The sequence below is a fragment of the Bradyrhizobium sp. 930_D9_N1_4 genome, assembly GCF_052076015.1.
In the GTDB taxonomy this organism is placed as follows: Bacteria; Pseudomonadota; Alphaproteobacteria; order Rhizobiales; family Xanthobacteraceae; genus Bradyrhizobium.
Genome location: NZ_CP197236.1, coordinates 5,026,381 through 5,049,557, shown reverse-complemented (window position 1 = coordinate 5,049,557; position 23,177 = coordinate 5,026,381). Strand labels below are relative to the sequence as shown.

The window sequence follows — 23,177 nt, the reverse complement described above, 5'->3', positions numbered from 1 at the left end:
GACAATTGAGCCATGGCATCACCGACAGTCGCCGCCAACGCCTATGCCAGCCTTGCCCGCGTGCTGGAAAACAGCGGCACCGGTGCCGGCGCCAGCGCCGGCAAGGGCAGTGAAGCGGGCGGGCAATCCTTTGCCTCGATGCTGAAAGACGCTGTCGGCAGCGTCATGGAATCCGGCCGCAAGTCCGACGCGCAGACCGTGGCGATGGCTGCCGGCAAGGCCAATGTGATGGACGTGGTGACGGCGGTGGCAGACACCGACGTCGCGGTGTCCACGCTGGTCTCGGTCCGCGACCGCGTGATCGCGGCGTATGAAGACATCATGAAGATGCCGATCTGATTTTAGGCGCTGGCGCTCGCCCCATCGTCATTGCGAGCGAAGCGAAACAATCCAGAGTCTTTCCGCAGGCGGCAGTCTGGATTGCTTCGCTTCGCTCGCAATGACGGGGGAGAAGGCGTTCGTTCCCCGCAGGAGCGGCGGGGATGAAAGTTGAACAAGGAATTCTGCAATGACCGGACCCGAAACCCTCGACGTCGCGCGTGATGCGATCTGGACCATCGTGATCGTGTCGTCGCCGCTGATGGTGGTCGGCCTCGTGGTCGGCGTCGTGGTGTCGCTGTTCCAGGCGCTGACCCAGATCCAGGAACAGACGCTGATCTACGTGCCGAAGATTTTGGCCATTTTTGCCACGATGCTGCTGGCGCTGCCGTTCATGGCCGACGCACTGCATTCCCACATGCTGCGGATATCGTCGCGAATCATCGGCGGCTGAGGCACAATGCGCCCGTCATGCGCATCGACGTCTCGCTATTACCGGCGCTTGCCGCGGCCTTCATGCTCGCCTTCGCCCGGGTCGGCGCGATGGTGATGCTGCTGCCGGGGCTCGGCGAGACCAACATTCCGACACGGATCAAGCTGTCGATCGCGCTGTTGCTCACGCTGATCATCCTGCCGCTGCATCGCAACGCCTATCAGGTCGACATGGGCTCGCTCGCGCCGCTGCTGGTGCTGATGCTGCATGAGATCGTGATCGGCATCGTGCTGGGGGCAACGGCCCGCGTGACGCTGTCGGCGCTCCAGGTCGCGGGTGCCGTGATCGCGCAGCAGATGGGGCTCGGCTTCGTCACCTCGGTCGATCCGACGCAGGGACAGCAGGGCGTGCTGGTCGGCAACTTCCTGACCATGCTCGGCGTGACGCTGCTGTTCGCCACCGACAGCCATCACCTGGTGATCTCGGCGCTGAACGACAGCTACAGGATCTTTTCGCCCGGCGAGACCGTGTCGAGCGGCGATGTCGCTGCGCTTGCGACGCGGGCTTTTTCCGCTGCGTTCCTGCTCGGCCTGCAGCTTTCCGGGCCATTCCTGGTGTTTGGTCTCGTCTTCAACATCGGGCTGGGGGTGCTGGCGCGGCTGATGCCGCAAATGCAGGTCTATTTCGTCGGCGTGCCTTTGTCGATCTTCGCCGGCTTCCTGGTGCTCGCCGTGGTGCTCACCGCGATGATGGGCACCTATCTCGACTACTTCGTCGGTGTCATGCACCAGATGATGCCGTTGAAATAAGAGGGGTCGATGGCGGAAGACAAGGATCCAGAGAGTCAAACAGAAGACCCGACACAAAAGCGTCTCGACGACGCGCTCGAACGCGGCGACGTTGCGAAAAGCCAGGAGATCAACACCTGGTTCATGATCGCGGGCGCCACGCTCGCGGTCTCGACCTTCTCGGGTTCGGTCGGCAGCGGGCTGCTGACGCCGATGCGAAACCTGCTCGCCAATTCCTGGATGATCAAGATTGACGGCGGGAATCTGATCGCGCTGATGCAGCAGATCGAGGTCGCCGTGTTCGCGGCGGTCGGCGTGCCGCTGCTGATGCTGGTGCTGGCGGCGATTGCCGGCAACATGCTCCAGCATCGCCTGGTCTGGTCGACCGACTCTCTCACCCCAAAATTCAGCAAGATCTCGCCCGCGGCCGGCTTCGCGCGCATCTTCGGCAAGCAGGCGGCGGCGAACTTCCTGAAGGGCATTGGCAAGCTGGTCATCCTCAGCGTCGTCATGACCGTGGTTCTGTGGCCGGAGCGGCATCGCATGGAGGCGATGGTCAAGCTCGATCCGGTCGCCATGCTGAGCGCCGGCACCAGCATGACCATCCATCTGCTTGGCGCGGTGGTCGCTGCCCTCGCGATCATCGCCATCGGCGACTACTTCTTCCAGTACCGCAGCTGGTTCCAGCGGCAGAAGATGTCGCTCCAGGAGATCAAGGAAGAGTTCAAGCAGTCCGAAGGCGACCCGCACATCAAGGGCAAGCTCCGGCAATTGCGCCAGCAGCGTTCCAGGAAGCGCATGATGGCGGCGGTTCCCAAGGCCTCCGTGATCATCACCAACCCGACCCACTATTCGGTGGCGCTGTCCTACGAGCGGGGCATGTCTGCGCCGATCTGCGTCGCCAAGGGCGTCGACAACCTCGCCTTCAAGATCCGGGAGATCGCGCGCGAGCACGACATTCCGATCGTCGAGAACGTGCCGCTCGCCCGCGCGCTCTATGCCACCGTCGAGATCGACCAGGAAATTCCGGGCGAGCACTACCATGCGGTCGCCGAAGTCATCGGCTACGTCATGCGGCTGAAGCGCGGATTCGGCGCCGGGCGGTGACAAAACACCCGAAAATCACCGGAAATGGCCGTAAGCTGGGAATCAGAGTACCTTTCGCCCCTGCTGCCCTTGCGTCTGCGGGTCCAATTCAGGCAGGGAAGGCACCGCGCGCGCCGCAGCGCGTTGATTCTCTGCCGACAGGCTGCGCCAGCTCGAAATGACTGCTGAGACCGACCACGACCTCACACGCGAGCCCGCTGCGGCGCACGAACCGTCGCCGCGCTCGGGCAGCATTGCGCTGGTCCTGCTGGTGGCCGCCGGCCTCGTCGCGGTCGCCATCGGCCTGATGACGCTCGGCCGCGCGCAGGCGCAGCCCTACATCCTCGGCATCCTCGCCGTGCTGGCGATGGTTGGCCTGTTCAACCTGTTCGCCTTCGCCGCCGGCATCATCCGCTTCGCCGACCGCAATCTCGACGACCCCATCATCGGCCGCATCTCCGATCACGCCTTCGACGGCCTCGCCGTGACCGATCCGCGTGGCCATGTGGTCTATTCCAATGCGGCCTATCTGACCCTGACCGGCGCCACCGGCCCGCAGGAGGTGCGTCCCGTCGAGCGTGTCTTCATCGGCAACCCCGATGTTTCCGAAGCCGTGTTCCGCCTGCTGAAGGCGGCCCGCGAAGGCAAGCGGCAGCAGGAAGAGGTGCGCATCTCCGGCCAGGATGGCAGCCAGGGCCGCTGGCTGCGCATGCGCGTGCGTCCGCTCGGAACCGGCAAGCGCGAGGCGAAATACGCGGTGTGGTCGATCGCCGACATCACCCGCGACCGCGAGCGCCAGGAGGACGTGTTCCAGGAGCTCCAGCACGCGATCGAATATCTCGATCACGCGCCCTGCGGCTTCTTCTCGGTCAATCCGGCCGGAGAACTCGCCTATGTCAACGCGACGCTGGCGAACTGGCTCGACTACGACCTCGCCGAGATCGGCTCGGGCGGGCTGAAGCTCACCGACATCGTCTCCGGCGACGGCGCCTCGCTGCTCACCGCGATCGTGGCGGTGCCGGGCGAAGTGAAGACCGAAGTCTTCGACATCGATCTGCGCATGCGCACCGGCAAGACCATGCCGGTGCGGCTCTATCACAAGCTCGCCTTCGGCGCCGACGGCGCGCCGGGGCCCTCGCGCACGCTGGTCATCAGCCGCGCGCGCGACGAGCGCAGCGACCCTGATCGCGCTGCCGAAGTACGCTTCATGCGCTTCTTCGACCACACGCCGATGGCGATCGCGACCGTCGACCGCGGCGGCAATGTCGTGCGCGCCAATGCGCGCTACGCCAAGCTCGGGCAGGCGCTCGGGCTCGACACCAGCAGCAAGTCGATCTTCCGTGCGGTCAATTCGCGCGACCGTCATCTGCTGATCGCGGCGATCAACCAGGCTGCCGAAAACCAGGCCGACATCGCCCCGGTCGAGGTCGCGCTGGAGGGAACCAAGGAGCGCTGGGGCCAGTTCTTCGTCACGCCGGTGGACGGCGCCGAGAACGACGCGGAAGCCGCCATCGTGCACATGCTCGAGACCACCGAGCGGCGCGCGCTGGAGAACCAGATCAACCAGTCGCAGAAGATGGAGACGGTCGGCCAGCTCGCCGGCGGCATCGCCCACGACTTCAACAACGTGCTCTCCGCCATCATGATGGCGAACGACTTCCTGCTGAACGCGCACAAGCCGACCGATCCGTCGTTCCAGGACATCATGCAGATCAAGCAGAACGCGACGCGGGCCGCGACGCTGGTGCGGCAGCTGCTGGCGTTCTCGCGGCGGCAGACGCTGCGGCCGCAGGTGCTCGACCTCGGCGACGCGCTTTCGGACCTTGCCATGCTGCTGCGGCGGCTGATCGGCGAGAAGGTCAAGCAGGAGACCATCCACGGCCGCGACCTCTGGCCGGTCAAGGTCGACGTCTCCCAGTTCGAGCAGGTGATCGTCAATCTCGCGGTGAACGCGCGCGACGCCATGCCCGAGGGCGGCAAGCTGATCATTCGCACCGCCAACGTCACCACCGAGGAAGCGGCCAAGCTCGCCTACAAAGGCATGCCGGCCGCGGATTACGTGCGGATCGAGGTCGCCGACACCGGCACCGGCATCCCCGCCGACATCCGCGACAAGATCTTCGAGCCGTTCTTCTCGACCAAGGAAGTCGGCAAGGGCACCGGCCTCGGTCTCTCGACCGTCTACGGCATCGTCAAGCAGACCGGCGGCTTCATCTACGTCGATTCCGAGCCCGGGCAGGGCACCTCGTTCCACATCTTCCTGCCGCGCCATCACGCCGAGCCCGAGGTCGAGCAGCCGGCGCCGGCGGTTACGAACGGTGCCGCGAAGGAAGCAGCGCCCGCGGCCGAGGCGAAGGCCCGAACCGATCTCACCGGACAGGGCACCATCCTGCTCGTCGAGGACGAAGAAGGCCTGCGCGCGCTGAACGCGCGCGGCCTGCGCTCGCGCGGCTACACCGTGGTCGAGGCCGAGAACGGCGTCGAAGCGATGGAAGTGCTGGCGGAGCAGAGCGGCGGGATCGATCTTGTCGTCTCCGACGTCGTGATGCCCGAGATGGACGGCCCGACGCTGCTCAAGGCGATGCGCGAGCAGAATCCCGACATCAAGTTCATCTTCGTCTCCGGCTACGCCGAGGACGCCTTCGAGAAGAGCCTGCCCGAGGGGCAGCAGTTCGACTTCCTGCCGAAGCCGTTCACGCTCAGTCAGCTCGTCGCGGCGGTGAAGGAGACGATGGCGAAGCAGGGGTAAGGACGAGTGCTTTTTCCGCGCTCTCCGTCATTGCGAGCGCAGCGAAGCAATCCAGCCTGCATCCGCGGAAAGAATCTGGATTGCTTCGTCGCTTCGCTCCTCGCAATGACGGTGTTGAGGGAGCTGTGTTCAATTCGACGGGGAAAAAGCGGAATTCCCGCCTGAAACCCGCCGGTAACCAGCGACCATTGTCCCTCCACGGACCCCGCCAAACCCCCGCCAGATATGGGCTTTTGTCACATCCCCGCGACTGAGGGCCGCAGCCATAAGTTCCGAAACCGTCTTCACTTTTCGGGAAGTCTGCCCATCTTAGGGGCACGTCCCCATGCCGGGGATTTGGGAAACGCACATGAAGTTCTCGCAACGCTCCCGAAGTCTCTTCAAGACGATCGCCGTCGTGCTGGCGCTTGCGCTGCCGACCGCCCTCGCGATCTCGTCCGCTGACGCGCGCGTCGGTGGCGGCATGTCGTCGGGTTCGCGCGGCTCGCGCACCTATACGGCTCCGCCGTCGACCACGACCGCGCCGGGCTCGACCTCGCAGTTCAACCGCACCTACACCCAGCCGGGTGCGGGCATGAATTCGACCGCGGCTGCGCCCGCACGCGGCGGGCTGTTCGGCCGCGCCGGCGGTTTCATGGGCGGCCTTGCGGCCGGCTTCCTCGGCGCGGGCCTGCTCGGCATGCTGTTCGGAGGCGGCCTGTTCGGCGGTCTCGGCGGCCTGTCGTCGATCATTGGCCTGGTCATCCAGATCGCGCTGGTGGTGCTGGTGGTCCGGCTCGCGATGTCGTGGTGGCAGCGCCGCCATACCCCGCAGACGGCCTATGCCAATGCTGACGCCGGCGCCGGCCCGGGAGCCGGTCCCGGACCGCAGACGAACTATCGCAGCGGCCTCGGTGGCGGTCTGGGAAGCGGTCTTGGCGGCGGCTTCGGTTTCGGCGCCGCCAACAACGCGCCGCTTGAGATCAAGCCCGATGACTACGAGGCGTTCGAGCGCCTGCTCGGCGATGTCCAGGCCGCATGGTCGAACGAGGACGTGGCCAAGCTGCACACGCTCGCGACGCCGGAAATGGTCTCCTATTTCGAGCAGGATCTCGGCCAGAACCGCGCGCGCAACGTCGTCAACAAGGTGACCGACGTCAAGCTGTTGCAGGGCGACCTCGCGGAAGCCTGGCGCGAAGGCGAGACCGAGTACGCCACGGTGGCGCTGCGCTTCGCGCTCACGGACAAGACGCTCGACCGCAACAGCGGCACAGTCGTCGCCGGCAGCGAGCAGCCGGGCGAGGCGACGGAGGTCTGGACCTTTGCCCGCCGTCCGAACGCGGGCTGGGAAGTGTCGGCGATCCAGCAGACCAACTGATCGCATCGCATATGAGACATCGGGCGTCGTGCTTCCAGCACGGCGCCTTTTTTCTTTTGGACGTCTCGCATCGCGGCATCGGAATAAGCGGGCGCGCGTCGGGTTGAAATCAGGCGGCCAACGACAAACACAATTGGGAGGACAGGATGATCCGCATCGAAAGATCCGTGACGATGTCAGGCCTCGCGCTGGCGATAGCCTTGCTTGCCGCGCCATCGGCGCAAGCTCAGTCGGCCGATATGACGTTCTTCGTGACCTCCAGCGGCCCGGGCAAGGGCGCCGATCTCGGCGGCCTCGAGGGAGCCGATGCGCAATGCCAGAAGCTGGCACAGGCCGGCGGCGTGGGCGCCAAGATCTGGCGCGCCTATCTCTCGACGCAGGCCGCCGACGGCAAGCCGGCCGTCAACGCAAAGGACCGCATCGGCAAGGGACCGTGGCAGAACGCCAAGGGCGCTGTGATCGCCAAGGATGTTGCCGACCTGCATGGCACGGCCAACAACCTCACCAAACAGACCGCGCTCAGCGAGAAGGGTGAGGTCACCAACGGCCGTGGCGACACGCCGAACCGGCACGACATCCTCACGGGATCGCAACCCGACGGCACCGCCTTTGGCGCCGGTGACGACAAGACCTGCAAGAACTGGACGTCGAGCACGCAAGGCGCGGCGGTCGTCGGCCATGCCGATCGCCAGGGCCTGCGCGACGACGAGCCGTCGAAATCCTGGAACAGCTCTCACCCCTCGCGCGGCCCCGACGGCGGCTGCTCGCAGGCCGATCTGAAGAGCACCGGCGGTGACGGCCTCTTCTACTGTTTCGCGTCGAATTGAGGCTCTCTCCTCCGTCATTGCGAGCGGAGCGAAGCAATCCAGAATCTCTCCGCGGAAAGACCCTGGATTGCTTCGTCGCAAGAGCTCCGCGCAATGACGAGCGTGTGACGACCGAGTTCCGTCCCATCCTGACGGAACCGGGAGTCGCATGTTACATTGGTCCGATCGCTCCCACGCGCACGGACCTCTCCCATGAAATACGAGCTCTACTATTGGCCCGAGATCCAGGGCCGCGGTGAATATGTGCGGCTGGCGCTGGAGGAAGCGGGCGCGGCCTATGTCGACGTCGCGCGTGGCCCGCGCGGCTCAGCTGCGATGATGAAGATGATGGACGCACACAAGGGCACGCCGCCCTTCGCGCCGCCATTCCTGAAGGCCGGCAACCTCGTCATTGGCCAGACCGCCAACATCCTGCTTTATCTCGGCAGCCGCCATGGGCTCGCACCGAAGACGGAAGCCGGCAAACTCTGGGTGCACCAGCTTCAGCTCACCATCACCGATCTCGTGGTCGAGATCCACGACACCCATCATCCCATTGGGCCGTCACAATACTACGAAGACCAGAAGGCGCCGGCGAAGAAACGCACGGCCGAGTTCTGGGATGAGCGTGTGCCGAAATATCTCGGCTATTTCGAGCAGCTTCTTGCCGACAATGACGGCGCCTATCTCACCGGTCGCAGGCTGACTTACGTCGATCTCTCGCTGTTCCAGATCGTCGACGGGCTGCGTTATGCGTTTCCAAAACGCATGACGGCGTTCGAGAAAGATATTCCGGGCCTGGTCGGTCTGCACGATCGCATCGCCGCGCGGCCGAACATCAAGGCGTACCTCGCCAGCGAGCGCCGTATTCCCTTCAACGAGCAGGGCATCTTCCGTCGCTACAAGGAGCTCGATAATTAGCCGGTCCGGATGGGAGCTGGCGGCAGCCCCCGTTCCGGACCGGCCGTTTCGGGCGCGATCAATCGCCCGAAAGCTTGCTGGCTCGTGGTGCGCTGCGCGCGCTCGGGGCCGGCATGATTGTCCGATGCATCAGAAACGGGTGTGAGATCGTGTTCGTCGGGGCAGGGGGGCTTGCAGAACATCGTCGCGTCTCCCGCTGGGTGAATGCGGGTTCCCTCTAGCGAGGTTCGTGTGCGGCGACGTCAGTCGATTGGAGGAGAGGATGCGCTTTTCCGTGCGGCCTCACCACACGCCGGGCAGCAGGCGATAGCGCACCCGCGTCACATAGTCGGAATATCCCGGCAGGCCCTCGCGCAGCGTGCGCTCCTCGATGCCGATGCGGACCGCAAACAGGGCGACGATGACAGGCAGCATCACCAGGCCCCACCACGAGCCCAGCAACAGCGGCACGCCGGCGAAGAACAGGACCATGCCGCTATACATGGGATGGCGCACCCGCGCGTAGGGTCCGGTCGAGATCACGCGCTGTGCGCGCTCGGCCTGCAACTTCACCACGGGGGCGGCGAACGAGTTTTCGCGGAAGACCCAGAGGATGAACAGCGTTGAAGCTACGAACAACGCGAGGCCGAGCACCTGGAGCGCGACCGGCATCTCCGAGGAGAGCGCGCGCCGGTCGAGCCCCATCGCGGCCAGCCAGGCCAGCATCGCGATGACGAAGACGATCATGAAGGCCTTGTCGGCGGCGGGCTGATTCTTTTGCAGGACCGGCCGAAGACGTTCGGCGAGCAGCGCGGGGTCGATCCGGTAGAGCCACCAGCCGCAGAGCGGGCCCAGCAGGGCGCAGGTGGCGAGGAAGACCCAGGCCGACGGCCAGTGCAAGGTCCCGGCGCAGGCGAACAGCAGAGCGCCCATCCCGACGGTGGTGATCGTGTTCTGCAACAGCAGTTTTGCGATCATGCGCGGATTCCGGAATAGCCGCGCATGATACTGGTCCCGCTATCCGGCGAAGTTGCGGCCGGACACGCGAAAAGCCCGATCGACCGGATCGGGCGTTTCATCCTTGGCAAGGACGATCAGGCGAGCTGATCGATCCGCGTGCCCTGACCCGGCGGCAGCGGCGCGGGCGGCTGCGGCTTGTAGGTCGGGTCGGTGTCCTTGGTCTTGGTCTGGTCGTCCTGCTGCCTGGTCGTGTCGTAGCTTGGCACCACGATCGCGATCGGCGGCGGCGCGATGGTAGAAACGCTCATCCACAAATCCTCACACATGGAAACGATTGACCCTGCGCCACGAGGAGCGAAATTTCCTTCAAGGCAATCGTTAAAATGCGAGGGAGTTTGTGCGGTGTGACGCGCGCCTCTCATGGCGCGATTTGAGTGAGACGACGAGATCTCTCCCGTCATTGCGAGCGCAGCGAAGCAATCCAGTCTGTCTCCCCGGAGAGATTCTGGATTGCTTCGCTACGCTCGCAATGACGGAGTGTGTGGAAGGAGCGAGTCCTTCCTATTCGTCCTTGCCGCGCGTGATCGCGATCGACGCGTCCGTCTTGGTGCGGGTGCATTCCATGTTGAGCCGCCGGTAGCGCATGACGACCTTGTCGCCGCGCAACAGTCCCATTCGCTTCAGGCAGCGCGTCGCGCCCGTCGTGGTGTCGTCCTTCGTCACGGTGAAGACGATCGCCGCCATCGAGCCGACCAGGGCAAAGAACTCCGGCTTGGGCTTGCGGTCGCCCTTGGCATAGAGCTCGATCGAATATTTGTCGCCGCGGCAACCCACCGACAGCTCCTTGGCTGCGGGGTGCGTGAGGTACACGACATTGGCGGCGCGGAAGTTCACCTTGACGCGATCGACCTGGTTCGCCAGCTCCTTGGCGCTGTCGTCGCAGCGGTCGGCGCGCGCAGGCGAGGTGAGGGTCACAAGGCCGGTGATGGCGGCGGCGACCAGGATCGCGCCGCGGACGTTCAGTTTGAAAATCATGATGAAAAGCCCCTTAGGGCGCGCATTCAACCGTCGTCGCGCGCGGAGCGCAAGGGGTGCACCCCGGTCTTCCCGAGCATGATGATGGCAACGGGGCTACGCTGACACCCGGCGGAAAACGGCCGCCATACCGCCGAATCGGGATGCCCCGGCCGCGCCAGAACGCCTTCCCTTTACGGCAAAAAAGCTTAGAACGCTTCTATGCTGAGAGGCCCGCGAGGGCTCCAAAACCCCGAGATTCGCCCATGAACGCTCCCACCGCCTTCCCCGATCCCGCAAAGCCCGTTCCGCCTTACAAGCACACCCCGCTGTTCCCGCTGGGGAAGGACGAGACGCCCTACAAGAAGATCACGTCCGAGGGCGTTAGGGTCGAGAAGGTCCTGGGGAAGGACATGCTGGTGGTGTCGCGCGATGCGCTGCGGGCGCTGTCGGAGGCGGCTTTCGGCGACATCAACCATTACCTGCGGCCCGGCCATCTGAAACAGCTCCGCGCGATCCTGGAGGACGGCGAGGCGAGCCCGAACGACAAGTTCGTCGCGCTGGACTTCCTGAAGAACGCCAACATTGCCGCCGGCGGCGTGCTGCCGATGTGCCAGGACACCGGCACCGCGATCATCATGGGCAAGAAGGGCTGCAACATCATCACCGACGGTGACGACGAGGCGGCGCTGTCGGAAGGCGCGCGCGATGCTTACCTGCGCCGCAATCTGCGCTACTCGCAGGTCGCGCCCTTGTCGATGTACGAGGAGAAGAACACCGCCAACAACATGCCGGCGCAGTGCGAGATCTACGCCGAGGGTGATGATGCCTACAAGTTCATGTTCATGGCGAAGGGCGGCGGCAGCGCCAACAAGAGCTTTCTGTTCCAGGCCACGCCCTCGGTGCTGACCAGGGACCGGCTGCTCGCCTTCCTGAAGGAGAAGGTGTTGACGCTGGGGACCGCCGCGTGCCCGCCCTATCACCTCGCCATCGTGATCGGCGGCACCTCGGCCGAGCTCTGCATGAAGACGGTGAAACTCGCTTCCGCCCGCTATCTCGACGCGCTGCCGACCCACGGCTCGCCCGACGGCAATGCCTTCCGCGATCTCGAGATGGAGCAGGAAATTCTGAAGATGACGCAGTCGCTCGGCGTCGGCGCGCAGTTCGGCGGCAAGTATTTCTGCCACGACGTGCGGGTGATCCGCCTGCCGCGCCACGGTGCCTCGCTGCCGATCGGGCTAGGGGTGTCCTGCTCGGCCGACCGCCAGGTGCTCGGCAAGATCACCAAGGACGGCGTCTATCTCGAGGAGCTCGAGCACAACCCGGCGCAATATCTGCCGCAGGTCGAGCAGTCGCTCGGCGGCGAGGTCGTCAAGATCGACCTCAACCAGCCGATGAAGGACATCCTTGCGACGTTCTCGAAATTCCCGATCAAGACGCGGGTCTCGATGACCGGCACCATGATCGTCGCCCGCGATAGCGCGCATGCCAAGCTGCGCGAGCGGCTGGAGAAGGGCGAGCCGCTGCCGGATTATTTCAAGAACCATCCGGTCTATTACGCCGGTCCGGCCAAGACGCCCGACGGCTACGCCTCCGGTGCGTTCGGTCCGACCACCGCGGGCCGCATGGATTCCTTCGTCGAGCAGTTCCAGGCTGCAGGCGGTTCGATGGTGATGGTCGCCAAGGGCAATCGCGCGCCGGCCGTGCGCGAGGCCTGCAAGAAGCATGGCGGCTTCTATCTCGGCTCGATCGGCGGTGCAGCGGCGAACCTCGCCGAGCACTGCATCAAGAAGGTCGAGGTGCTGGAATATCCCGAGCTCGGCATGGAAGCGATCTGGCGCATTGAAGTCGTCGACTTCCCGGCGTTCATCATCGTCGACGACAAGGGCAACGACTTCTTCAAGGAGTTGAATTTGGGCTGAGGCTCGGAGCGATTGGCCGGCGTCCGGACGCTGGCCTTTCTAGCGCGGCACCGTGTACTGTGTCGGTGCGCCGTTCTCCGGCCCGTCGAACATCACGAGCACGCGCCATGGCTCGCCGGCGGTGTCGCTGAGCAGGAGCAAGGTCTCTGCCTTGGCCGTGGCGTCGGCGACCTTGATCGGATGGCTTGTTCCAAGTTTGCCTGTCTTGGGATCGTAAAGCACGATTGCAGGCGTGATCTGCTGCTCGTTGACTGGTCCGGTCAGGAGGAGAAGGCCGCCCGTGACGGCCGCAATATCCCTGATGCCGGTCGTGGCACCGAGCGGTACCGTCTTCAGCTCGGCATTCAGCGGCGCGCTCTCCGTGAAGACGGCCTTCGCATCGACTGCGAGAATATAGGCGTTCCCGTCGTCGGAAGGACCGCGGAAGCCCAGATACATCCGTCCACCTGCGACGGCGATTCCTTCGATGTTGGCGCCGTTTTCGCCGAGGGGCCGGTCGTAAGCCTTGGGCAACGCCTCCTTGATGGCACTCGGCAGACGTATCAATGATGCTTCGACGCCGGTCACTTCATCCGCGGAGATCGGGAAGCGTGGTTTTCCAGTTGTCTTGTCGACGGTAAAGCGAAACAGGTGATAGCTCGTGAGGTTGCTGTCCTCGGGATGTTTACGTTTCCGGCCGTGCGATCCGATCACGTAAAAATAGCCGTCATCGTAGCTCGCACCCTCGATGTCCGGATCGCCCCTGGCCTGATCGCTCATCAGGCGGATCACCTTGCCGGTTTTGATTGTGGTGCCTTCGATCGCAAAAAACTGCGCGTACTTCTTCTCGTCATTGACCACGAGACAGGACGAGAGAGGCGGGGACGTCGTGGCACAGGCTGCGCCGCTGATGTTGGTGCGTGCTTCCTTGCTCTTCTCGAACGGCTCGCTCAATTGCCACGCCGGTGATTGGGGCTCGAGCATATCGGCGAGCGCCGGCGTCGCTCCGGCCAGTGCGACGATAGCGGAAGCCACGACCAGACTGATGCAGTGGCGCAAGAGAAAGGAGGACATGCAAATCACCATGCTGAAAATGTATCGCCTGAAATCGAAAATTTAGGGTTGTGATCCTGCCCCCGAAGCCGACGACGGTCAACGGCCCGAGGGCGCGCCCTGCGTGGCGTAAAACCGCAGCAGCCAATCACGAAGCGGTTCGTCAGCTGCAGTTCGTGACCTGGTTGGAGCACAGCGCGCGCCACCAGCCGCGGACGCCGTCCTGGCTCTCGACCAGGCCCCAGAGGCCGCTGCAGGCCAGGATGCGCTTCGGGCCGCCGTCGGTGTCGATCGCCCCGCCGAGCTCGCGCTGGGCCGGCATCCATTTGGCATCGACAAAGGGCGCCTGAAACAGGCCGCCCATGCGGGTGGCACCATTGGCGTAGGACGCGCCGACCTTGTTGGAGGCGACCCAGCCGCGCCCCGCATAGGGTTTCGGTGCGCTCCGCGGATAGCGCTTCTCGTCCTCGTAGTCCTTGCCCGGCGGCTTGGCGCCTTCGATCAGAAACCAGCCGTCCTTGAAACCGATGATGCGGAATTCGGTGAGCCAGCCGCCGTCGGGCGTGTTCTCGGCGCCGCCGAGCTTGAGCCGATAGGGCGGCGGCAGCGTGCCGAGCACGCGCGCCTTCACCGACGGCTCGGCGCGGACGTTGAGTCCGTTGGGATCCTTGTCGATCGACCAGGCGCCAAGGTCGCAGGGCTCGGTGCCCTCGGGCAGCGTTGCGCGTTTGGCGGCGAGGTCGGCGTGCAGCTTTGCGAAGTCAGTGTCGTCGTTGTCAGGATCCGGAGCACTGCGCGGCTTCAGCTCGGCTGATATTGCGCGCGTCGCATCCGGTGTCAGCGTGACCACAAGCGATTGACGCGCAGTGAACACGCTTGCCGGTGTCTTCGGATCGTTCGACGTCGCGGGATAGATTGCGAGAGTGCCGGTCGAACCTTCGGTCCGGTAGGCTATGCCAGCGGCATAACCCGCGGGCACCAGGGCGAGCGCGCTTGCGCGCCACGCCGGTTCGTTGTCATCCGCGCGCGCGGCCTGTGTCGCGACACACAGGATCGTTGCCGCGATGAGACGGAGCGCACGCATGGGTGCAGCGCGCTTACGCGCGGGCGCCCGTGAACGGGAAGCTGCCCATCGGGCCGATACCCATCTCGCCGCTCATGCTGTCGCCGGACACCGTTCCGATGAATTCGAGCGTCAACGGCATCGGATTGGTGATCGAGACTTTCCAGTTGACGGCGTCGCCGGAGACGGTGCCGTCGAAAATCTCGGCGGTATTGCCTTCCGCACCCTGCGTGCCCGTGAGCGTACCGCCGGCAGCCGTCAGGCTCAGCGTCGCCTTGCGCTCGCCCATGGGCGTCGTCATGGTCAGAGTCCAGTTGCCGTCCACGGCCATTCGCATCTCCCGACTTTTTCCCGGCGGCTTGCGACAATCCGCAAGGCCGGGAACGCCTATAGCCTAACTCGCGGGGCGTTCCTAACGCTCTCTTTGACGCGGCCTCAGGCGCGCGCGGCCGCGCGCATGCGGCTGCCGACGAGAAGACGGAAGGCGACGTACTGGATCGCGAATGCGGCGATCTTGGCGCCGATCAGCACCACCGAAATATAGAAAGCCCACAGCTTCATGTCCCCGGTCATGGCGACCGCAACGGTCCCTGCGGCGAGCACGAACATCAGCGCGGCCCAGGCGTAGCCCGCGACGGTGACGTATTCCGGAATGGTCTCGGTCACGATCGGCGGCAGATAGCGCAGCATCCAGCCGCGCTTGAGCATGATGAAGCCGATCGCGACATGTCCGATCGCAGGCTTTGCCAGCACGAAGCGCGGATCGTGGGTGAGCAGCGTTGCGCCGCCGAGCACGATGACGAGGCCGAGGCTTGCCCAGGTCATATAACCCAGGGTCTGGCCCTTGATCCGCGACCAGGCCACCTGGGCAATCGCGCCGAGGATGGCGACTGTGGTTGCGAGGATGACGTTGTCGGTCGCGAGATAGACCACCAGGAAGACGATGGTGGAAAGGAAGTCGGAGACGAGCCGGCGGAATACGTCTTTCATCGTCTGTCCTGTTTTCAGCGGGTGTGGGGCAGTGCGCGGGCGGCCGTACCGTACTTGACCTGGCGATACTCGGGATACCACTTTGTGAAGTAGATCGCGCTGTTGCGGGCCGCGAAGGCGACCGCGAGGCTCGACCAGAGCGGCAGGCCGGGGAAGTAGAGCAGGGCGACGTTGGCGGCCGCCATCAGCAGCGCGGCCGCGGTCCATGCGCCGGTGATGATGTAGTTGGCGGTGAGGAAGCCGGGCATCGCCGCGGTCTCGGCCGGCACGGTCTCGACTGCGTATTGCAGCGTGAACGGACGGCGCATCAACAAGGAGCCGAGCGAGATGACGAAGATGCCGATATCGACCGACAGCTTGACGCCGAGCGTGCCGAACGCGGGATCGATCAGCGCGAGGTAAAGGCCGATTGCGGCGAACACGATCGCCGAGCCCGCGGCCAGGATCTTGACCGAGCGGCCTCGCGCAACATCGATTGCGACGGTGGCGAGACAGATCGCGGAGGCCGCGAACACGCTGGTCGTGGCTGAAGTCACCAGCATCAGAAAGGTGAAGGCGCCGTAGGGCGCGAGGATCAGGAAAATCGCCATGGTCCGCCTCGATCAGGCCAATCTTTACGATGTAAAGATGAATAAGTCAGGGGCGGCGCCGGGTCAAGTGAAATCTTTACAGTGTCAAAATGACGTAGGTAACTTCCAAAAAATGAAGCGCTGCAATGGCTTGGTCGGACATCTCGTCGGCCAATTCCGCCCAGGGCAAGTGCGACAGAAAAGGCAGCGTGGCGGCGATCGCAAGGCCGGCAGCGAGCAAGATGCCGCCGTTGAAAATGGTCGAGCTGCGCCGCTGCAGTCGGACTTTCACGAGCGTGAGCGCGGCGCAAGCGAGTGCGAGGACGGCGAGGAAATCCGCGGTGATCGGGGAGATGTGCATGGGGCCCTCGCTGGTGACACAAGATCCGCTGTCATTCCGGGCTCGCGCTTTGCGCGCCCCGGAATGAACGAGGGCTATTGCGGCCCCACCCAGTTGCCGTGGAAGCCGTCGGGCACGCGATGGCCGAGCTGCACCAGCGCGACAGGGCCGGCCTCGACGTCGGTGGCATTGAACACCGCGAGGTCGCTGCGATTCTCCCGCGCACGCCAAACCACCGCCAGCAGCCAGCCATCGCCTTCCGCGGCGTCTTTCGATCGTTCGACGAACACGGGCTCGGAGATAGTGTCGCCGGCCGGCAGCAGATAGTGGCCGAGCCGCTTGCCGTTGCCGTCGACATGAACGATGCCGGACAATGCGCCGAACATCGGTAGTTTCGGATTGGCGCAGGCGTACCAGCCGTGACGGCTCTTCAGCCCGGCGCGGCGATCGTCGATGCGGGGGAATTCGCCGGTGAGATCGTCGAGATAAGTCTGCTGGAAGCGGTCGGTATTGCCTGCGAGATCGAACGTCCAGCGGCAGTGCCGGGCGCGCGACTTCTCCGGATCCGTCGGTCGTCCGTCGGGATGCGGAAACAGCGGTGCCTCCTCGAACTGCATGACGTCGGCGACGATACGATCATTCTCCTCCCACGCATTCATGATGTGGAAGACGTAGCAGGCTTCACCGCGAAACCAGACGATATCCTTGGCCGTCCCGTTGCGCTTCATCACGCCGACATAGGCGCCCTTGTCCGGCTCCCAGGCATAAGGCGGCCGTCCGCTCATCGCGCGCTCCATGCTGCCGGTGATGGGGAGGATTGGAAACAGCACATGGTTCTCGGTGACGATGAAGTCGTGCACCATGCTGGCATAGGGCGCCTCGAAACGTTCGAAGCGCGTTGCCTTGCCGGAGGCATCGATCGATCCGTAGGAGAGGGCAGGCGTCAGCGGACCCGCGGCATTGTAGCCGAAGAACACCAGCTCGCCGGTGACCGGATCGACCTTCGGATGCGCGGTGAAGCTGCCGGCGACACGGCCCTGATAGTTGTGATAGCCGCGTGTTGCGAGCGTGCCCGGCTCGATCTCGGTCGGCAGATGCGCTTCTTCGAGCGCGAGCAGCTTGCCGGCGTGGAAGATGATGTTGGTGTTGGCGACGCCGCCGTCGGTGAGGTTTTGCGGCGCATCCGGCAGCTTGCGGCCGAAGCCGCCGAACAAGGCGCGGCCGGCGTCGTGCTCGGCGAGCCATTTCGGCGTGCGGACCCAGCGGTTGCGATAACTGGCGCGCCCCTGCTCGAGATGGAAGGCGTGCAGCATGCCGTCGCCGACGAACCAATGCGCGCCGGGCGCGTCGAATTGCGGATTGGGCCCGTTGCGATAGAGCACGCCGTTCAGATCTCGCGGCAATTCGCCGACGGTTTTCAGGAAGGGCGCGTCGGCCTCGAACGGAATCGGACCGAGATTGTTCCGGCGCTCAATGGCGGCGTCGTGCTGCACGGCGTACCTCCCTTTATCTTTACATCGTAAAGATCAGATAAAGTGGATCGGCGCGCCGGTCAAGTGAAATCTTTACACTGTCAATATCGCGTCATATAGCTTGTCCCATGGCCAAGACCCAGACCAAGAGCGAAACCGCGCGCAGCCCGCGCACTCCCGGAAAGACGTCGTCAGCCGCAAGCGCGCCGTCGCGTCCTGCGAGACGTGCTGAGGCTGCGAAAGCCGAGACGCCCTATCATCACGGCGCCCTGCGCGAGGCGCTGCTTCAGGCCGCTGAGCGGGTGCTGGAGCGCGAGGGGTTGTCCGGCCTGACGCTCCGCGCGGTGGCGCGCGAGGCGGGCGTGTCGCATGCCGCGCCGACCCATCATTTCGGTGATCTCACCGGCCTGCTCAGCGAGCTCGCGGCGGTCGGTTTCCGCCAGTTCAACGCGGCGATGGCCTCGTCCTGCGATGCTGCCACCACGCCGCTCGCGCGGGCGCTGGCGCGGCCGAAGGCCTATGTCGCCTATGCGCAGGCCCATCCCGGCATGTACGGCATCATGTTCCGTACCGAGCGGCTCGATTATTCCAGGCCCTCGCTGCACGAGGCGGCCGAATCCTCTTTCGCCGGGCTCGCCAATGCCGTCGGCATGATGCGGCAGGAGCAGATCAGCGAAGATGCACTGACGCTGAACCAGGGCGCCGCCATCGCGCGCGCCTGGTCGATGGTGCACGGTTTCACGATGCTGCTGCTCGACGGCCGGCTCGAGGATATTCTGGGACGGTTGCCCGAGGGCACGACGGCCGAACGGCTGCTCGAGACGATGCTGATGGCGCCCGTCACGAGCAAGCTGCCCGGGCCCTGATCGAGGCGAAAGCAACCCTCGCCGTCGTAACCCTTGCCATCGCAACCCTTGCCCTCGTCAGGCGTTGACGCGGCATGGCAAAAGCACCCTGGAAACGCGCCAACCCGCGCAAACGCGCAGGCAAGGCCTCGAAGCATCTGACGTCCGCGCAGAAATCGGCGGCGAAGAAGCGCGCCCGACGTGCAGGCCGCCGCTATCCCAACCTCGTGGACAACATGCGCATGGCAGCGAAGAAGACCACCAAGGCAAAAGCATCGAAGAAGAAATCGGCCAAGAAAAAGTCCAAGCGGAAATCCGCAAAGAAGACCACCAAAAAATCCACAAAGGCATCGGGCAAACGCCGCACTTCCGCGCCCGAAAAGGATCCGCGCGGCGGCTTGACCGCAGCGGGCCGCAAAGCGTTTGCGCGCAAGCAGGGTGCGCATCTGAAGCCCGGCGTCATCAGGAAAGCCTCCGAGATGACGCCGCAGGAGATGCGGCGCAAGGGAAGTTGGGCGGTGCGCTTCTATGGTCGCGCAAAGCTGCCGCCGCTGGTCGATGCCGGGGGGCAGCCGACCCGCCACGCGCTGTCGGCACATGCCTGGGGCGAGCCCGTGCCAAAGACAGTCGCAGCCGCGCGGCGCATTGCCGCGAAGGGGGAGCGCTTGCTGGCGCGCTATCGTCGGATCAAGGCGAGGGCCTAGCGCATCCTCGCCAGTTCGACGGCGCGGCCGCTCGCGCCTATGATCTTCACTTCATCCTTGCCGCAAGTGAAGCCGCGGGCGACCTCATCGGCCGCCTTGCGGGCAAGCTCATTGGCGGTGGAGTTGGCGATAGCGTCGACATAGGCGACGTGACAGACCGGGCCTGGCGGCAACCGGGTCACCACGAGAATGGCCTTGGTGTTCGGCCGACCCTGCTTGTCGGGATCGGCGTTGTCGGCGATGTGCCAGCGCTGAATGGTGGCGAACGGCTTGGTGCCCGCGGCGCGCCATTCGATCGTCGTCTCCGAGGAATTAAACGGGGCGAACCAGACCTTTGCGGCCGGTTCCTCGGCCGCAATCTTGCGATTGCGGCCGACGGAGACGATTTCGCGCAGATCGTCCTCGGCGATCAGCACCACGAGGCCGTCCTTGCCCGGGCAGACCCGCGTGGTGCTGCCGTCGAGCTCGCTGGGCTTGCCGATCTGTCGGCAGGCTTTCGGTGCGGTCGAGGTGTAGGTGCTGCCTAGCGATTGGGCGGCGACATGGCCCGCGTTCAAGCAGGACAGCAGCAAGGGCAGGCAAACCAACGCGATACGCCTCATGATGACGCCTCGATGCAATGGGAACTTCCCCATCAGACGTCTTCATTGTGGGCAAGGTTCAAACAGAGGCGGGATAGACCTGACAGCGGCGCGGAATCGTTCTAGAAGAACGCCTTCCGCCTGCGCTCACCGCGCTTCGTTCGCGCCATCTCATTCGATCATGCCCATCATCGCTTCCAGCAAATCCTATCGCGTCGGCCGTTCCAAGACCGGCCTTGGCCTCTTCGCCACCATGCCGATCAAGAAGGGCACCCGGATCATCCGCTATCACGGACCGATCCTGGACTCGCGGATCCCTGAACAGGATGACATCGAGAACAAGTACCTGTTCGAGCTCAACAACCGTTGGACCATCGACGGTTCAGTGCGCAAGAATCTCGCCCGCTACATCAACCATTCCTGCCGGCCCAACGCCGAATCCGACGTCCGGCCGCGCGAGCGCAAGGTCTTCATCCGCGCCATCAGGAACATCGAGCCGGGCGACGAGATCAACTACGATTACGGCACCGACTATTTCAAAGCCTATCTGAAGCCGATCGGTTGCAAGTGCCCGTCCTGCGAGGCCAAGCGCAAGAAGCAGCGCGCAGAAGAACGGGCCGAGCGTGCCAAGGTGAAGGCGCGCAAGGCCAAGAAGGTGGTGGCCAAGAGTTCGAAGACCAAGGCTGCCAAAAAGAAGAAGCTCAACGGCCACGCCGTTGGCAAGACCCGCGCGCGGGCTTAGCCAGCGCGCTCGTTCCTAGACTAGCTCCGCTGTCATGCCCCGGCTCGACCGGGGCATCCAGTACGCCGCAGCTTCTCAATTCGATCATTGACGTCTCTGGAATATTGGGTAGCCCGGGGCCCAGTGCGCAATTGCGCACAAGGCCTGGCGCCGACAGCACTGGATGTGGCCTCACGCCGCGACCACACGCTCGCTCTTCCGCAATCCCACATATTGCAGCTCCGCGAACACGCCGGTCGCGATCGCCTGCGCGACGACCATGAACTCGCCCGCGAGGTTTGGCGACACCGCGCCCGACAACAGCAGCGCGATGCTGCCGACCGTCCAGGCCGCATTGCCGACCACGACCAGCAGCACGAGTGACCTGATGACCGAGGCGCGCGAGGCGAGCCAGCCGACCAGCGCGGTGTAGGCGATCAGGAACAGGCCGGTTTCACGCAGCAGCGCTTCGGGCAAGTTGAACAATGCCGCGAATGCGCTGGCGCCAAAGGTAAAGCCGAGGGCGGCGACACCGCTGAAGACGGCGTCGGCGAGAAGTGCGCGGCGGAGGAAGGTGGATGCGTCGATCATCGTGGGTCTCCATGGTTGGGGGGCTCGGGGTGAACTCAGCGCAATCCGCGCCACCAGGCGCGGAGCAGGCGGGCGAGACGGAACGGGCAGAGGCTTCTGCCGACGCCGTGTTCGAAGGCGATGACTTGCGCGACGACATAATCGCCGGTCGAAAGCACCAGCGGCTCCGGCATGTTGAGGCTGCGCGCCAGCATGCGGGTGGCGAATGCCGTCACCCAGGGCAGGACGTGGTCTGCGACGGTCCGGTAGAGCAGCAGCGCGATCATGATCATCTCCTGTTGCGACCGAAGATGCGCGCTCCCGGGGGCCATTTCGATTACCTCGCGGGTAATAGAAGGGCTGAAATCCGCATGCTAGGTTTTCGACCATGAACGCACATGCATCCACGGCACAGGCCGAACGCAGCCAGCCGGTTCACATCGGCGACCATTTGCGCGAATGGCGGCAACGCCGCCGCATGAGCCAGCTCGATCTCGCCGGCGAAGCCGAAATCTCCGCGCGGCATCTGAGCTTCGTCGAGACCGGCCGCGCCGCGCCCTCGCGCGACATGGTGCTGAGGCTCGCCGAGCGCCTCGACGTGCCCCTGCGCGAACGCAACGTGCTGCTGGTCGCGGCCGGCTATGCGCCGGCCTTTCCGCAGCGCCCGCTGGAGGACCCCGCCTTGAAATCAGCCCGCCAGGCGATCGACCTCGTCCTCAAGGCGCATGAACCCAATCCGGCGCTGGCCTATGACCGGCACTGGAATCTGGTCTCCGCCAACCGCATGGTGGCGCCGCTGCTCGACGGCCTCCCGCAGCGGCTGCTCGGCCAGCCCTTCAACGTGCTGCGGCTCGCCTTTCACCCGGAGGCGCTGGCGCCGCGCACGGTCAATCTCGCGGAATGGTGCGGGCATCTGCTGGAGCGGCTGCACCGGCAATGCGAGGCCACGGCCGATCCCGAGCTGATCAAGCTTTACAACGACCTCAAGAGCTATCCCATTCCGGCGCGCTCAGTGCCGCTGTCGAGCGACAATGTCGCGATCCCGTTCAAGCTGCGTCATGACGGCGGGATACTAAGTTTCTTCTCCACCACCATGGTGTTCGGAACGCCCGTGGACATCACCCTGTCCGAGCTGGCGCTGGAGACGTTCTTTCCGGCGGATGAGCGCACCGCCGAATGGCTCAAGCAGACCGCCGCAAATATGGCCTAGCGCCCTTGCCTCAGGGCGCGTTCGGCTTATCTTCGGACAAAACCGCACGTGCCCGAAGGAGGCGCCAATGTCTGATGTGAGCACCCTGAAACCGCTCCAGATCGATGTCGTCTCCGACGTGGTGTGCCCGTGGTGCTATATCGGCAAGCACCGGATCGAGAGCGCGCTCGCGCTCGTGCCCGACGTTCCCGTGAAGCTGAATTTCCGTCCCTTCTTCCTCAATCCCTGGGTGCCGCCCCAGGGCATCAGCCGGGAGGAATACCTCACCACCAAGTTCGGCTCGGTCGAGGCCTATAAGGGCATTGCCGGCCGCGTCGTCGCGGCAGCGAGCGAGGAGGGCCTCGTCTACAAGCCCGAGCTGGTCGCGCGCCAGCCGAACACGACCGATTGCCACCGACTGATCCTCTGGGCCGAGGCGATCGGCAAGGCGCCAGAGATGAAGCAGCGCCTGATGGAGCTCTACTTCCGCGACGGCGGCGACCTCACCGATGCGAACGTGCTGGTGCAGGCGGCCGCCGATGTCGGCCTGGATGCCAACGACGTGCGCAAGCGCCTCGCCACCGACGAGGACGTCGCGCGCGTGTCGGCCGATGCGCAGGAAGCCGCCGAGAAAGGCATCTCCGGCGTGCCGACCTACGTGTTCGCGCAGAAATACGCCGTGTCCGGCGCGCAGGATCCGAACATGCTCGCGCGCGCCATTCGCGAGGTCTCGGCGGAGATCAGCGCGCAGGCGGCGGAGTAGCTTTC

At 64.7% G+C, this 23,177-nt stretch carries 27 protein-coding genes; 14 read left to right on the top strand and 13 right to left on the bottom strand.

Annotation, left to right across the window (positions count from 1 at the left end; genetic code table 11):
* Positions 1-12 precede the first annotated feature (12 nt).
* The 8 genes from fliE to AB7532_RS24105 all read left to right on the top strand — a co-directional run bounded on the left by fliE (position 13) and on the right by AB7532_RS24105 (position 8,458).
* Positions 13-339 carry a flagellar hook-basal body complex protein FliE gene (gene fliE, locus AB7532_RS24140; protein WP_441237187.1) on the top strand — a complete coding sequence of 109 codons (327 nt, stop codon included), beginning with the start codon at positions 13-15 and terminating at the stop codon, positions 337-339.
* A 169-nt stretch (positions 340-508) separates the two neighbouring features.
* Positions 509-772: a flagellar biosynthesis protein FliQ gene (fliQ, locus tag AB7532_RS24135; protein WP_007612284.1), complete on the top strand. Its 264-nt coding sequence runs from the start codon at positions 509-511 to the stop codon at positions 770-772.
* Positions 773-789: 17 nt separating this feature from the next.
* Entirely contained in the window at positions 790-1,560 is a 771-nt protein-coding gene (fliR, locus tag AB7532_RS24130; RefSeq protein ID WP_441237186.1) for a flagellar biosynthetic protein FliR, read from the top strand.
* Positions 1,561-1,569: 9 nt separating this feature from the next.
* Positions 1,570-2,646, top strand: a complete 1,077-nt coding sequence (flhB, locus tag AB7532_RS24125) for a flagellar biosynthesis protein FlhB (RefSeq protein WP_441237185.1) — start codon at positions 1,570-1,572, stop codon at positions 2,644-2,646.
* Positions 2,647-2,803: 157 nt separating this feature from the next.
* Entirely contained in the window at positions 2,804-5,374 is a 2,571-nt protein-coding gene (gene cckA / locus AB7532_RS24120; protein WP_441237184.1) for a cell cycle histidine kinase CckA, read from the top strand.
* A 325-nt stretch (positions 5,375-5,699) separates the two neighbouring features.
* Positions 5,700-6,731: a Tim44 domain-containing protein gene (locus AB7532_RS24115; RefSeq protein ID WP_441237183.1), complete on the top strand. Its 1,032-nt coding sequence runs from the start codon at positions 5,700-5,702 to the stop codon at positions 6,729-6,731.
* Positions 6,732-6,877: 146 nt separating this feature from the next.
* Positions 6,878-7,558 (top strand): lectin, encoded by a 681-nt coding sequence (locus AB7532_RS24110; protein ID WP_441237182.1) that lies wholly within the window; start codon positions 6,878-6,880, stop codon positions 7,556-7,558.
* A gap of 192 nt (positions 7,559-7,750) precedes the next feature.
* On the top strand, positions 7,751-8,458 hold the full coding sequence (locus AB7532_RS24105) for a glutathione S-transferase (RefSeq protein ID WP_441237181.1): 708 nt from the start codon (positions 7,751-7,753) through the stop codon (positions 8,456-8,458).
* A gap of 282 nt (positions 8,459-8,740) precedes the next feature.
* On the opposite strand, the gene AB7532_RS24100 is transcribed toward AB7532_RS24105, so the two are convergent.
* The 3 genes from AB7532_RS24100 to AB7532_RS24090 form a co-directional block, all read right to left on the bottom strand.
* A complete protein-coding gene (locus AB7532_RS24100; protein ID WP_441237180.1) occupies positions 8,741-9,415 on the bottom strand; it encodes a methyltransferase family protein in 675 nt (224 codons plus the stop codon).
* Between the two features lie 116 nt (positions 9,416-9,531).
* Positions 9,532-9,705, bottom strand: coding sequence for a hypothetical protein (locus AB7532_RS24095; protein WP_441237179.1), 174 nt, complete (start codon positions 9,703-9,705; stop codon positions 9,532-9,534).
* A 253-nt stretch (positions 9,706-9,958) separates the two neighbouring features.
* Complete coding sequence (locus tag AB7532_RS24090; RefSeq protein ID WP_441237178.1) at positions 9,959-10,432, bottom strand: hypothetical protein; 474 nt, start codon at positions 10,430-10,432, stop codon at positions 9,959-9,961.
* 245 nt (positions 10,433-10,677) lie between these two features.
* Between AB7532_RS24090 and AB7532_RS24085 the strand changes: the two genes are divergently transcribed.
* Entirely contained in the window at positions 10,678-12,333 is a 1,656-nt protein-coding gene (locus tag AB7532_RS24085) for a fumarate hydratase (protein WP_441237177.1), read from the top strand.
* A 39-nt stretch (positions 12,334-12,372) separates the two neighbouring features.
* On the opposite strand, the gene AB7532_RS24080 is transcribed toward AB7532_RS24085, so the two are convergent.
* The 7 genes from AB7532_RS24080 to AB7532_RS24050 form a co-directional block, all read right to left on the bottom strand.
* On the bottom strand, positions 12,373-13,386 hold the full coding sequence (locus tag AB7532_RS24080; RefSeq protein ID WP_441237176.1) for a DUF3616 domain-containing protein: 1,014 nt from the start codon (positions 13,384-13,386) through the stop codon (positions 12,373-12,375).
* 142 nt (positions 13,387-13,528) lie between these two features.
* Positions 13,529-14,449 carry an SH3 domain-containing protein gene (locus tag AB7532_RS24075; protein WP_441237175.1) on the bottom strand — a complete coding sequence of 307 codons (921 nt, stop codon included), beginning with the start codon at positions 14,447-14,449 and terminating at the stop codon, positions 13,529-13,531.
* Between the two features lie 13 nt (positions 14,450-14,462).
* Entirely contained in the window at positions 14,463-14,759 is a 297-nt protein-coding gene (locus tag AB7532_RS24070) for a hypothetical protein (protein WP_211397620.1), read from the bottom strand.
* Between the two features lie 104 nt (positions 14,760-14,863).
* Entirely contained in the window at positions 14,864-15,418 is a 555-nt protein-coding gene (locus AB7532_RS24065; RefSeq protein ID WP_441237174.1) for an inner membrane-spanning protein YciB, read from the bottom strand.
* Positions 15,419-15,432: 14 nt separating this feature from the next.
* On the bottom strand, positions 15,433-16,008 hold the full coding sequence (locus tag AB7532_RS24060) for a hypothetical protein (RefSeq protein WP_441237173.1): 576 nt from the start codon (positions 16,006-16,008) through the stop codon (positions 15,433-15,435).
* A gap of 76 nt (positions 16,009-16,084) precedes the next feature.
* Positions 16,085-16,348 (bottom strand): hypothetical protein, encoded by a 264-nt coding sequence (locus tag AB7532_RS24055; protein WP_441237172.1) that lies wholly within the window; start codon positions 16,346-16,348, stop codon positions 16,085-16,087.
* A gap of 74 nt (positions 16,349-16,422) precedes the next feature.
* Positions 16,423-17,820, bottom strand: coding sequence for a carotenoid oxygenase family protein (locus AB7532_RS24050; RefSeq protein WP_441237171.1), 1,398 nt, complete (start codon positions 17,818-17,820; stop codon positions 16,423-16,425).
* A gap of 107 nt (positions 17,821-17,927) precedes the next feature.
* On the opposite strand from AB7532_RS24050, the gene AB7532_RS24045 reads away from it, so the two are divergent.
* Positions 17,928-18,665 carry a TetR/AcrR family transcriptional regulator gene (locus tag AB7532_RS24045; RefSeq protein ID WP_441237170.1) on the top strand — a complete coding sequence of 246 codons (738 nt, stop codon included), beginning with the start codon at positions 17,928-17,930 and terminating at the stop codon, positions 18,663-18,665.
* Positions 18,666-18,739: 74 nt separating this feature from the next.
* Positions 18,740-19,348: a DUF6321 domain-containing protein gene (locus AB7532_RS24040; RefSeq protein WP_441237169.1), complete on the top strand. Its 609-nt coding sequence runs from the start codon at positions 18,740-18,742 to the stop codon at positions 19,346-19,348.
* On the opposite strand, the gene AB7532_RS24035 is transcribed toward AB7532_RS24040, so the two are convergent.
* Positions 19,345-19,950: a hypothetical protein gene (locus AB7532_RS24035; protein ID WP_441237168.1), complete on the bottom strand. Its 606-nt coding sequence runs from the start codon at positions 19,948-19,950 to the stop codon at positions 19,345-19,347. The genes AB7532_RS24040 and AB7532_RS24035 overlap by 4 nt on opposite strands.
* Before the next feature lie 160 nt (positions 19,951-20,110).
* Here AB7532_RS24035 and AB7532_RS24030 point away from each other — a divergent pair, with 160 nt between their 5' ends.
* A complete protein-coding gene (locus tag AB7532_RS24030) occupies positions 20,111-20,671 on the top strand; it encodes an SET domain-containing protein (protein WP_441237167.1) in 561 nt (186 codons plus the stop codon).
* Positions 20,672-20,842: 171 nt separating this feature from the next.
* Here AB7532_RS24030 and AB7532_RS24025 read toward each other — a convergent pair whose 3' ends face one another.
* Positions 20,843-21,241 carry a hypothetical protein gene (locus AB7532_RS24025; RefSeq protein WP_441237166.1) on the bottom strand — a complete coding sequence of 133 codons (399 nt, stop codon included), beginning with the start codon at positions 21,239-21,241 and terminating at the stop codon, positions 20,843-20,845.
* A gap of 35 nt (positions 21,242-21,276) precedes the next feature.
* Complete coding sequence (locus AB7532_RS24020; RefSeq protein ID WP_441237165.1) at positions 21,277-21,507, bottom strand: hypothetical protein; 231 nt, start codon at positions 21,505-21,507, stop codon at positions 21,277-21,279.
* Positions 21,508-21,608: 101 nt separating this feature from the next.
* Here AB7532_RS24020 and AB7532_RS24015 point away from each other — a divergent pair, with 101 nt between their 5' ends.
* Positions 21,609-22,430, top strand: coding sequence for a helix-turn-helix domain-containing protein (locus AB7532_RS24015; protein WP_441237164.1), 822 nt, complete (start codon positions 21,609-21,611; stop codon positions 22,428-22,430).
* Positions 22,431-22,506: 76 nt separating this feature from the next.
* Positions 22,507-23,172, top strand: coding sequence for a DsbA family oxidoreductase (locus AB7532_RS24010; RefSeq protein WP_441239348.1), 666 nt, complete (start codon positions 22,507-22,509; stop codon positions 23,170-23,172).
* Positions 23,173-23,177 lie beyond the last annotated feature (5 nt).